The organism is Alistipes shahii WAL 8301 (assembly GCF_025145845.1).
GTDB classification, from domain to species: domain Bacteria; phylum Bacteroidota; class Bacteroidia; order Bacteroidales; family Rikenellaceae; genus Alistipes; species Alistipes shahii.
This window is the reverse complement of record NZ_CP102253.1, coordinates 3103739-3116169: the sequence shown is the minus strand read 5'-3', so window position 1 is coordinate 3116169 and position 12431 is coordinate 3103739. Positions and strand designations below refer to the sequence as shown.

The window sequence follows — 12431 nt, the reverse complement described above, 5'->3', positions numbered from 1 at the left end:
TTAGGTTTTACTTGTTTCGGTAAGCAAAATTACCGATAAGCCCCCGCACGCACCCCGAGAATTGAAGAATTGATTTTCAAAACCTCTCAAATTAACTTCAATTTTGTGCAACCGGATACGGAATTTGTCCAAAAACAGCCTCGAAAGGGGTTTTCGGACAGGGTGAAACCGAAGGTTCCGAGTGCCGTTTCCGGGCCGGAAAAGGCACAAAAAACGGGAGTTCCCGAAAGGGTCCGCTTTTGTCATTTCCGGAAATCCGGGGTCAGGGCTTCACCAGCGACCGGCTCCGGCCCCACATGTTGCGAGCCGCCGTGACGAGAACGGCGAGGAACGAGGCGGGGATGAGCGCGAGGATCAGCGGCTGCCAGCAGAGGGCAGGGCCTTCGGCGTAAAGGATGACACTGGCGGCATAGTGGATGAGTCCGACGGTCAGCCAGGCCGTCAGCGTCACCGACCCGATCGTGATGTTGAGCCGCGAGGGGGAGTAGCGGCCCGCCTTCTTCGAAAAGAGGTTGCCGTTCATCTCCCAGGGGCGGCACAAGGCTCCCAGCCGATAGCGCTCCGGAATTTTCAGTCCTTCGGCTTCCTCCTGTTCGATCTCGAATATGTAGCGTTCGTAGACCTCGTACCAGGCTTTCGACCCCTTGGCCATCATGATCCAGATCAGGGCGAACGACGTTCCGAGCAGCGCCACCGCGCAGGCGGCTTCGTTCAGCGCCAGGAAATTGGCCGCTCCGGGTCCGGCGGTCAGGATTTCGGACGCCAGCGCTCCGTAGACGGCGAAACAAAAGACCAGAAAAATGGAAAGAAGGAACGATCTCCGCCACAGGTTCGTGGCTTCGAACCGCCGGCATTGGTAGAATCCTTCTCTCAACTCCTTTAAAGAAATATGGTAAATCTGTTTTGGTGAATAAAAAGGAAAATATAGTCGTTGCGTAACTACTTTTTTCGCAGGTAGACCGTCGCCGTGCGCGAGGTGTTGTAGATGCGGATATGGGGCTGCCGCTGTCCGTCGCCCTCCCCGGCGTCGAACGAGAAGTGTTCGGCCGCCATCGACTGCCGCTCCTGTCCGCCGAAGCGGCTTTCGTCGGTCGAGAGCACCGGGACGTACTTGCCCGGGGCCTGCACCGGAAGTTCGTAGTCGGGGATCGAGGCCGAAGGATGCCAGTTGAAGACGAACAGCAGGTCGCCGTGCGAGAAGGCCATCGTCTTGTTGCGCTCGTCCATCAGCAGATTCCACGGGTAACCGTCGGCAAGAACCTTGTATTTTTTCACCAGCCGGATCATCGCGCGGTCGAAATCGCCCAGCCACGCATAGCGCAGGAATCCGTTTTTTGCGAGCGACCACTGCCGCCGGGCGTGGGCGTAGCTCCAGCCGTTGCCCTCGCGCGGGAAGTCGATCCACTCGGGATGCCCGAACTCGTTGCCCATGAAGTTGAGGTAGGCCTGACCGCCCGTGGAGATGGTCATCAGGCGGATCATCTTGTGCAGGGCCATGCCGCGGTCGATGACGATGTTCTCCGAAGCGCGGTCCATGTGGAAATACATCTCCTTGTCCATCAGCCGGAAGGCGATGGTCTTGTCGCCGACGAGCGCCTGGTCGTGCGACTCGGCGTAGGCCACGGTCTTGACTTCGGGCAGGCGGTCGGTCATCACCGACCACATCTCCCGGATGTCCCACTGCTCGTCGGGCACCTCCTTCAGCTGCTTGATCCAGAAGTCGGGGATGGCCATGCCCAGGCGGTAGTCGAATCCGATGCCGCCGTCGGCGATCGGGATGCACATCCCCGGCATGCCGCTCACGTCCTCGGCGATGGTCACGGCCGAAGGCCGGAAATCGTGCGCGAGGCGGTTGGCCAGGGTGAGGTAGGTGAGAGCGTCCCCGTTGACCCCCTCGTCGAAGAAACGGTCGCGCGAATCGAACGTGACGTAGCCGTGGTGGCGGTAGATCATCGACGTCACGCCGTCGAAGCGGTAGCCGTCGAAATGGAACTCGTCGAGCCAGTATTTGACGTTCGACAGCAGGAAGTGCTGCACCTCCTCCTTGCCGTAGTCGAAGAGTTTCGAATCCCAGTACTGCTGGTAGCCCGCGTCGCCCGGCGGCGAGTAGAGATGGTCGGTGCCGTCGAGGGAGTTGATCCCCTCGTTGAGGTTCTTGACGTAGTGGGCGTGCACGAGGTCCATGATCACCGCCAGCCCCAGTTCATGGGCGCGGCGGATCAGCTCCTTCAGCTCCTCGGGCGTGCCGCAGCGCGACGAGGGGGCGAAGAAACTCGACACGTGGTAACCGAACGACCCGTAGTAGGGGTGCTCGGCCACGGCCATCAGCTGCACGGCGTTGTAGCCGTCCTTTTTGATGATCGGGAGTATCTTTTCGGTGAATTCGCGGTAGGTTCCCACGCCCTCGCGCTCCTGGGCCATGCCCACATGGGCTTCGTAGATCAGCAGGCTGCCGATCTTCGAGGCGTCGAACGCGTCGCCCCGCCAGTCGAACGGTTCCGCGGGGTTCCAGAACTGCGCCGTGTAGTTTTTGGTCTCGTCGTCCTGCACGACGCGCCGGGCGTAGGCCGGAATGCGGTCCAGCCAGCCGTTGTCGCCGTGGACGTGGATCTTGTAGAGCGAGCCGTGCCGCAGCCGGTCGCGGTACATCGCCGCGGGGAAAAAGGCGCTCCAGACCCCCGCGGCATCCTTGTGCATGCGGATTTCGGTGCGCTGCCAGTTGTTGAAGTCGCCGAAGACGTAGACGTCGTGCGCCCCCGGCAGCCACTCGCGCAGCCACCAGCCGTCCAGCACATCGTCCCACTGCCAGCCGAAATAGCGGTAGCCGTTGGCGTAGTCGACGAGCGATCCCGCCGAGCGTCCGATGTCGGCCATTTTCCGCTCGTAACGCTCGTGGCGCAGGTTCATCTGCGCCTCGACGGGCTGTAACCATTCGTCGCGTTCGACGATCGGAAGTCTTCGGGTCGTTTTTTCCATAGGGGAGTCGATTTTCTACAAAGGTAATAAAAAGTCGGATGGGAGCAAAACCGAATCGCACCCGGGTCCGGTTATGAGTTCCGACTGATAAAAGTGCCGTTGCGACACTAAATATATGAAAAATTTTTCTATCTTTGTCCACGAACAAAAAAACGTATCCATTACTAATACCCAATTCTACTATGCTCAAGCAACCTAAAGGTTTGATTGCCGCGGCTCTCGCCAATACGGGCGAACGTTTCGGTTTCTACACCATGATGGCCATTCTGACGCTGTTCCTGATGTCGAAATTCGGTATCGACGGCGAGCAGGCCGGGAAAATCTATTCGTTTTTTTATACCTCGATCTACATCCTGGCGCTCGTCGGCGGCCTGATCGCCGACCGGCTGCGCAACTATAAGGGGACGATCATCGCGGGTATTCTGGTGATGACGGCGGGGTATGCCGCGCTGATGGTTCCCACCGTTACGTCGAAGACCGTGGTGATCGGCGCACTGATGCTGATCGCCTTCGGCAACGGTCTGTTCAAAGGCAACCTCCAGGCGCTCGTGGGGCAGCTTTACGACAACGAACAGTATGCCAAACTGCGCGACACGGGCTTTCAGATTTTCTACATGTTCATCAACATCGGCGCGATGTTCGCACCGTTCGCCGCCGTGGGCGTGCGCAACTGGTGGCTCCGCACGCAGGGATTCCTCTACAATTCCGACCTTTCGGCCCTCTGCCACCAGTATATCGGCGGCACGATGAGTCCCGAAGTGGCCCAGGGCCGTTTCAGCGAGCTGGCTGCCGAAGTGAGCCTCGGCGGCGTCCCGGCGGACATGGGCGTTTTCGCGCAGAGCTATCTCAACGCCTTCAACACCGGATTCCACTATGCGTTCGGCGTGGCTATCGTGGCGCTGGTCTTCTCGCTGGTGGTTTTCCTGGCCAACAAGAAGAAGCTGCCCGATCCCAAGGTTGCGGCCGCTTCCAGGACGACGCCTTCGAAGGCCGAAATCCAGCAGGATGCGCGTGAGATCAAACAGCGTCTCTATGCGCTGTTCGCCGTGTTCGCCATCGTGATCTTCTTCTGGTTCTCGTTCCACCAGAACGGTCTGACGCTGACGCTCTTCGCGCAGGATTACACCCGTCTCGAAATTTTCGGCATGCCCATCACGGCCGAGATTTTCCAGTCGGCCAACCCCTTCTGCGTGGTGTTCCTCACGCCGGTCATCATCGCCGTGTTCGCCTGGCTGCGCAACCGCGGCAAGGAGCCTTCGACTCCGATGAAGATCGCGATCGGAATGGGCATCGCCGCATTCGCCTACGTGCTGATGGTCTTCGGGTCGCTGGGCCTTCCCAAACTCGCCGAAGTGCAGGCGCAGGGCGGTCTCTCGTTCGCCGAGCGCGTCACTCCGTGGCTGCTGGTGGCCACCTACCTGATCCTGACCATCGCCGAACTGTTCATCTCGCCGCTGGGCCTGTCGTTCGTGTCGAAGGTCGCTCCGCAGAAACTCCAGGGCCTGATGCAGGGCTGCTGGCTGGGCGCCACGGCGCTGGGCAACGGCCTGCTGTTCATCGGCCCGATCCTCTACAAGCGCATCTCGATCTCCGCGACGTGGAGCATCTTCGTCATCGTCTGCGCCATCTCGATGTTCGCCATGCTGGCCATGGTCAAATGGCTCGAACGGGTCACGAAATAGACGGGGCGTTCCCGTTTTGGACAAAGCCGCCGCAGAATTTCTGTGGCGGCTTTTTTGCTCCGGTCTGCGCTGGCATGCTCGTTATGCGGACGGCCGCCGCATGATCCCCGAAGCGTCGTGCGGTCTGCCCGCCGAAGGGCGATTTCCCGCGTCCGGTTTTGCATGAAGGAGTCCTGATAGGCTCCTTTTTTGTTGTTTTCGTCAGAAAACCGGGAAAAACAGAAAACTTTTTTTGTTTTATAAGTTTTGGCGCGTATATTTGCATCCGTATCAATCGGATTGGATCATGGATCAGAAGGAACGAATCATAGAACAGGCGATGCACATGTTCGTCTCGCAGGGCATCAAGTCGGTGCGCATGGACGACATCGCGCAGCAGCTGGGGGTCTCGAAACGGACGCTCTACGAATTGTTCGGCGACAAGGAGGGGCTGCTCTACCTGGCGATGGACCGCTATTTCGAAAAGAAACGCATCGAGCGCGCCGCGGTGTGCGCCCATGCGCGCAACGTGCTCGAAGCGATGTTCATGGTGCTGGGCGGCGTGATGGACAACGCCGAAGTCATCCAGCGGCTGCTGAACAACCTGCGCAAGTTTTACCCGGCGGTGCACGACAAGATGACGCGCGAAGGCACCGCCAAGAGCCGCCGCGACCTGCAGGAGATGCTGGAAAAGGGGATTGCCGACGGGCTGTTTGTCGACACGATCAATCTCGATCTGGCCATTTCGGTGCTTTACTACACGGCTTCGGCCATCACCGTGCGCAAGGACCTCATTCTGCCCGCGGGCATGACCGAGCGCGAGGCGTTCGTGCAGATCATCAGCAATTTTTTCCGCGGCATCTCCACGACCAAGGGGCTGCTGCTCGTCGACGACTACCTGAAACGCTACGAGCCTGCCAAAACCGTTCACCGGATGCAATAGCCGGCGCGAAGGGGCGGGGACTGAAATATCCGTCCGTTCCGTTCGTCCGCATAAATGATAATGACAACATAATTTTACCGAATAATGATGAAACGACTTTTTTTGATCATCGCCTTTTGGGCGGCGGGCGTCGCCGGCGCTTCGGCGCAGATGCGGCTGACGCTTCCCCAGGCGCTGGATCTCGCCTTGAGCGAAAACCCGACCGTCAAGGTCGCGGAGATGGAGGTGCAGCGTTACGACTACGTGAAGCGCCAGACGTGGGGCAACCTGCTGCCGCAGATTTCGGCGTCGGGCAGCTACACCCGTTCGATCGTGAAGTCCGAGATGCGCGGCGGCATTTCGTTCGGAGCCGATAACACCTTCGCCGTGCAGGGCGACCTGTCGCTGCCGCTCTTCGCGCCGTCGGTCTACCGCACGCTGAAGATGAACGACGCGCAGATGGCCACGGCCGTGGAGGCCGCACGCGCCTCGCGCATCGACCTGACGGCCGAGGTGAAGAAGGCCTTTTACAACATCCTGCTCGCCGAGCAGTCGCTCGCGGTGCTCCGCGAGTCGGAGGCCACGGTGCAGCGCACGGTCGACGATACGCAGGTGCAGTACAAGCACGGACTGGCCTCGGAATACGACCTGCTGACCGCGCAGGTGCAGTTGAGCAACCTCAAGCCCACGATCCTCCAGACCGAGAATTCGATCAAGCTGGCCAAGCTGATGCTCAAGATGTACCTCTCGATTCCCGAGGACGTGGAGATCGAGGTGGTGGGCGAGCTGGACGCCCTGCGCGACGACGTGCTGGCCGGGACGGACGGGCTGACCACCGACGTGACGGACAACTCCGACCTGCGTTCGCTCGAATTGCAGGAGGAGGTTCTCCGGCGTTCGCTCAAGGCGGCCAATGCGGGACGCATGCCGACGCTCGCAGCCTTCGGGTCAGCCTCCTATACGGGTAACGACATGGAGCCTTTCAATTTCGGCGGCGCCGCCGCGACGGACGATTCCCGGTATTTCTGGACCCATCCGATTTCGGTCGGCCTGCAACTGTCGGTCCCCATCTTTTCGGGCCTGACGAAGATGAACAGGTCGCGCGAGCTGAAAAACCAGATTTCGCAGCTGTCGCTCCAGCGCAGCTACGCCCGGCAGCAGATCGACGTACAGGTGCGCTCGGCGCTGAACGACCTGCTGACCGCCCGCGAGACGATGTACGCCCAGGAGCTGACCGTCGAGCAGGCCCGCAAGGCCTACAAGATCTCCGACACCCGTTACCGGGCGGGCGCGGGGACGATCCTCGAACTCAACAGCGCGCAGCTCTCGCAAACGCAGGCGCAGCTGAACTTCTCGCAGGCGATCTACGATTACCTTTCGGCCAAGGCCGAGTACGACCGCATCGTCGGCCGCGAACACGGAAATAAATAAAAAACAGGATTTAGTACATGACAAAAATTGAAAAATCCTGTCGTGAATTATTGATTATCAATTAATTATATTTGCAAAAGACCTCAAAATCTCGTAACTTTAAGGTATATAACTTCCACATTATTACCATGTTACGAAACCTCAAGGTCCCGCACAAAAGTAGTGAAATTTTCTCGGTAATCCTACCGATATTCAAAGTATCCATGAATCTTGCCCACATCAAATGCCTGTCCATGCTGCTCGGAGCACTCTGCGCCGTGCAGACGGTATGCCTTTCCAAACTGGCAGGGGCATTTGACAGCAAGGCTTCACGGGAATCCTGCTTCCGCCGCATCCAACGCTTCATGTCGCAGATGGTCCTGGACCTGGATGCCGTTGCGGGGTATCTCAAGTCGCGCATCCCGTCCGATGGCCCATACACGCTCACGATGGACCGCACGAACTGGAAGTTCGGAGAGGTGAATATCAATGCGTTAGTTCTGGGCATAGCTTACGATCATATGTCGTTCCCCATCCTGTTCAGACTGCTGCCCAAGCGGGGAAACTCCAATTGCAAGGAACGAATCAATATCATGCAGCGGTTCATCCGCCTGTTCGGTCGTGACAGTATCAAATGCCTGGTAGCGGACCGTGAGTTTGTCGGTAATGAGTGGTTCAAATGGCTCAACGACAACGCTATCCAGTACCATATCCGCATCCGCGACAACTTCTGGGTGGAAGACCCAAGAACCAACAGAAATATACGGGCCCAGCACATCTTCGCCAATCTCAAACATGGAGAGGAACGCGTCCTGTATCGTATCTATCGTATCTGTGGAGAACTCTGCTATCTGTCCGGTGCCGTTATCAAGGACAAGACCGGAAAGCCCGAACCGCAGATCCTCGTTTCCTTCTGCCGCCCGGAGGAAGCCCTCCCGGCATATAAGGAAAGATGGACTATCGAGACCATGTTTAAGGTCCTGAAATCCAGCGGATTCAATATCGAGGACACGCATATGGTTCATATCAATCGTATCGAGCAACTCTTCGGGGTTGTTATTATTGCCTATACCTGGGCCTACTGTGTTGGCATTGCCGCCAACATCAAAGTCAAGGCTGTCAGGGTTCTCAACAACGGGAGGCGTGCAATCAGTCTTGTCAAGTACGGTCTGAACTTCATCGCTGACGCTCTCCTCAATCCTTTCAGACCAAGTAAAATCAATGTGTTTGATTTTTTGTCATGTACTTAGAAAACAGGATAAAGAACGTATGAAAAAAATCGTGATTTTGTGCATCGCCGCCGTCTCTTTCGCCGGCTGCACGGGTAAGAAAGGCGTGACCGCCGTTGCGGAAGACAAAGGCGTGCTGACCAAAAGCGCCGTTGCCGAAGAGGCTTCGGTGCAGCTTACGGAGGTCTTCACTTCCGAGATCGAGCCTTACAAGGAGAACGACATCACTCCGGCGGCTTCGGGCGTGCACATCGACAGGATTTACGTCGAGGTGGGCGATCCGGTGCGCGAGGGGCAGCTCGTCGTGACGCTCGATCCCACGCAGTACACCCAGCAGCTGGTGCAGCTGAAGACCGTCGAGGACGACTACAACCGCCTGCTGCCGGTCTACGAGGCCGGAGGCATTTCGACCCAGCAGATCGAGCAGGCCAAGGCCCAGCTGGACGTGCAGCGCGAGGTGGTCGCCAACCTCAAGAAGAACATCGAGGTGCGTTCGCCCATTTCGGGCGTCGTCACGGCTCGCAACTACGAGTCCGGCGACCTGTTCGCCCAGCAGCCGATCCTGCACATCATGCAGATCGACCCGCTGAAGGTCATCGCCAACATTTCGGAGCAGTACTTCCCCAACGTGAAGGTGGGCATGCCGGTGAAGCTGGCCGTCGACATCTTCCCCGACGAGGAGTTCACGGGCACGGTGTCGCTGATCTATCCGGCGCTCGACCCCACGACCCGCACCTTCAAGGTCGAGGTCAAGGTCCCCAACGCCAAACGCACGCTGCGCCCGGGCATGTACGCCCGCACGACCTTCGACATGGGCAGCAAGGAGGGCGTGATGGTTCCCGACGTGGCCGTGCAGAAGCAGGTCGGCTCGGCCGAGCGTTACCTCTACGTCATCGTCGGCGACTCGGTTGCCGAGCGCCGCTCGGTCAAGGTGGGACGCCAGGTCGGCGACCGCGTGGACATCCTCTCGGGGATCGAAGCGGGCGAGCCGGTGGCCGTCACGGCGTTGTCGAAACTTTTCGACGGGGCCAAAGTGGATATTAAAAAAGACTAAAACAGCCCCTTTCCAATGAAAATTTACGAAAGCGCGGTCCGCAAACCGATCTCAACGATCCTGCTGTTCGTCGGCGTGATGGTCTTCGGACTCTTCTCGCTGATGAACCTGGCCGTAGACCAGTATCCCGAGATCGAGATACCCCAGATCTCGGTGATCACGATGTATCCGGGCGCCAACGCCGCCGACATCGAGACCAACATCACCCGTGTGCTGGAGGACAACCTCAACACGGTGAGCAACCTCAAGAAACTGACCTCCAAGTCGCAGGACAACGTCTCGATGATCACCGTCGAGTTCGAATACGGCTCCGACCTGAACGAGGGGGCCAACGAAATCCGCGACGTGGTGTCGCGCGTGCAGTCGCAGCTGCCCGACGACATCGACTATCCGACGATCTTCAAGTTCTCGACCTCGATGATCCCCGTGATGATGCTTGCCGTCACGGCCGAGGAGAGCTATCCGGCGCTGAACAAGATTCTCGACGACAAGTTGGTCAACGTGCTCAACCGCGTCGACGGCGTGGGCGCCGTGTCGATCATCGGCGCACCCGAACGCGAGGTGCAGGTCAACGTCGACCCCGCCAAACTGGAGGCCTACAACCTCACGGTCGAGCAGCTGGGGCAGATCATCGCCGCCGAGAACGTCAACATCCCCAGCGGCACGATCGACGTGGGCAACAACACCTTCAACATCAAGGCCGACGGCGAGTTCAAACTCTCGGACGAGATGCGCAAGGTCGTGGTGTCGAACGCCGGGGGCCGCACGGTGAAACTTTCGGATGTGGCCCAGATCCGCGATACGCTCGAAAAGTCCACGATGGACGAGCGCGTCAACGGCCAGCGGGGCGTGCGCGTGATGTTCCAGAAACAGTCGGGCGCCAACACCGTGAATATCGTCCACGAAATCCAGTCGCGCCTGCCGGAGATTCAGAAAACCCTCCCGAAGGATGTCAAGATGGAGCTGATTTTCGAAGGCTCGCAGGAGATCACCGACGCCATCGGGTCGCTCTCGGAGACCATTCTCTACGCCTTCATCTTCGTCGTGCTGGTGGTGATGGCCTTCCTCGGACGCTGGCGCGCGACGCTGATCATCTGTATGACGATCCCCGTGTCGCTGATCTGTTCGTTCATCTACCTCTTCGCCACCGGCTCCACGCTGAACATCATCTCGCTCTCGTCGCTCTCCATCGCCATCGGTATGGTGGTCGACGACGCCATCGTGGTTCTGGAGAACATTACGACGCATATCGAGCGCGGCTCGAACCCGAAGGAGGCCGCCATCTACGCCACCAACGAGGTGTGGCTGTCGGTCATCGCCACGACATTGGTGGTCGTCGCGGTGTTCCTGCCGCTGACGATGGTCCCGGGCATGGCGGGCATCCTGTTCCGCGAGCTGGGCTGGATCGTGACGATCGTGGTCTGCGTTTCGACTACGGCGGCCATTTCGCTGACCCCGATGATGTCGGCTTACCTCTTGAAACTCGAAGGCGGCCAGCACGACTACAAGGGCCTCGGCGTGATCTACAAGCCGATCGACCGGGCGCTCGAATGGCTCGACGGCGCCTACGCCCGTTCGCTCGACTGGGTCGTACGCCACCGCCGGATCACCTTCTTCTCGATGATGTCGGTCTTCGTCGTGTCGCTGGGGCTGCTGACGCGGGTTCCCACCGAGTTCTTCCCGCCCTCGGACAACGGCCGCATTTCGGCCATGGTCGAGCTGGAGCAGAACGTCGGCGTCGACTACACGGCGCGCATCGCCCGGCAGATCGACAGCATCATCTATGCGAAATACCCCGAGATCGTGCTCGTCTCGGCGTCGGCCGGCGCCAACTCGTCGGACAACGCCTTCGCGGCGATGCAGACCACCGGTTCGCACATCATCAACTACAACGTGCGCCTGACCGGCGTGGAGGAGCGCGATCGGTCGATCTACGTCATCTCCGACCTGCTGCGCGGTGATCTCGACCGGATTCCCGAGATCCGCCAGTACACGGTCACTCCCGGCGGACAGTCGGGCAGCATGAGCGGTTCGGCGACGGTCAACGTCAAGGTCTTCGGTTATGACATGGACGTGACGAACGCCGTTGCCAACGACCTGAAGGAGAAGATGCGCCGTCTGGAGGGCGTTCGCGACGTGAAACTTTCGCGCGACGACCTGCGTCCCGAGTACAACGTGGTCTTCGACCGCGACCGGCTGTCGTACTACGGCATCAGCAGCGCCACGGCGTCGCAGGCCGTGCGCAACCGCATCGACGGCCTCGTGGCCTCGAAATACCGCGAGGACGGCGACGAGTACGACATCATCGTGCGTTATGCCGAGCCGTTCCGCAACCGCATCGAGGATGTCGAGAACATCACGCTCTACAACGCGCAGGGCCGCCCCGTGAAGCTCAAGGAGGTGGGAACCGTCGAGGAGGAGTACGCCGCGCCGATGATCGAGCGCGAGAACCGTCAGCGCGTCATTTCGGTCCAGTCGACCCTCGGGGCCGGCGTCGCGCTGGGCGACGTGGTGGCCGAGGTCGAAAAGCTCCTCGCCGACTATCCCGCGCCCGACGGCGTGGACCTCGAAGTGGGCGGTACGGTCGAGGATCAGGGCGACGCCTTCGGCGACCTGGGAACGCTGCTCATCCTGATCGTCATTCTGGTGTATATCGTGATGGCCACGCAGTTCGAGTCGCTCAAGTTCCCGTTCATCATCATGTTCACCATTCCGTTCGCCTTCACGGGCGTGTTCCTCGCGCTGTGGATGACCTCCACGCCGCTGTCGCTGATCGCCCTGATCGGCGCCATCATGCTGGTGGGCATCGTGACGAAGAACGGTATCGTGATGGTCGACTACATGAACCTCCTGATCGAGCGCGGCTCGGGCGTCTTCGACGCGGTGATCGCCGGCGGCAAGAGCCGTCTGCGTCCGGTGCTGATGACCTCGTTCACGACCATTCTGGGCATGCTGCCGCTGGCGATCGGCACGGGAGCGGGTTCGGAGACGTGGCAGCCGATGGGCATTGCCGTGATCGGCGGTCTGACGTTCTCGACCATCCTCACGCTGTTCATCGTTCCGGTGCTCTACTCGATCCTCGTGAACCGTTCGCAGCGCAAGGAGCGTGAGAAACTGGCGCGCCTCTCGGCCGAACACCAGGCAAGCAAGCATTGAAAGTGAAAAGCTGAATTAAAATT

General features: G+C 59.4%; 8 protein-coding genes. 6 read left to right on the top strand and 2 right to left on the bottom strand.

All coding sequences use genetic code 11. From position 1 onward, the window contains the following. Positions 1–262: 262 nt before the first annotated feature. Complete coding sequence (locus tag NQ492_RS13015; protein ID WP_022061891.1) at positions 263–874, bottom strand: RipA family octameric membrane protein; 612 nt, start codon at positions 872–874, stop codon at positions 263–265. A 65-nt stretch (positions 875–939) separates the two neighbouring features. After that, entirely contained in the window at positions 940–2976 is a 2037-nt protein-coding gene (locus NQ492_RS13010; RefSeq protein ID WP_015545790.1) for an alpha-amylase family glycosyl hydrolase, read from the bottom strand. 182 nt (positions 2977–3158) lie between these two features. On the opposite strand from NQ492_RS13010, the gene NQ492_RS13005 reads away from it, so the two are divergent. The 6 genes from NQ492_RS13005 (at position 3159) to NQ492_RS12980 (ending at position 12408) form a co-directional block, all read left to right on the top strand. Continuing rightward, a complete protein-coding gene (locus NQ492_RS13005) occupies positions 3159–4658 on the top strand; it encodes a peptide MFS transporter (RefSeq protein WP_044053918.1) in 1500 nt (499 codons plus the stop codon). Positions 4659–4944: 286 nt separating this feature from the next. Beyond that, entirely contained in the window at positions 4945–5580 is a 636-nt protein-coding gene (locus tag NQ492_RS13000; RefSeq protein ID WP_015545789.1) for a TetR/AcrR family transcriptional regulator, read from the top strand. A gap of 87 nt (positions 5581–5667) precedes the next feature. Next, positions 5668–6990, top strand: coding sequence for a TolC family protein (locus NQ492_RS12995; RefSeq protein ID WP_171024692.1), 1323 nt, complete (start codon positions 5668–5670; stop codon positions 6988–6990). Positions 6991–7118: 128 nt separating this feature from the next. Then, complete coding sequence (locus tag NQ492_RS12990) at positions 7119–8219, top strand: IS4 family transposase (RefSeq protein WP_044054639.1); 1101 nt, start codon at positions 7119–7121, stop codon at positions 8217–8219. Between the two features lie 19 nt (positions 8220–8238). After that, positions 8239–9252, top strand: a complete 1014-nt coding sequence (locus tag NQ492_RS12985) for an efflux RND transporter periplasmic adaptor subunit (RefSeq protein ID WP_015545787.1) — start codon at positions 8239–8241, stop codon at positions 9250–9252. Positions 9253–9267: 15 nt separating this feature from the next. Further along, the gene (locus NQ492_RS12980) at positions 9268–12408 is read left to right on the top strand and encodes an efflux RND transporter permease subunit (protein ID WP_015545786.1); all 3141 of its coding nucleotides are present in this window, start codon (positions 9268–9270) and stop codon (positions 12406–12408) included. Positions 12409–12431: the final 23 nt, after the last annotated feature.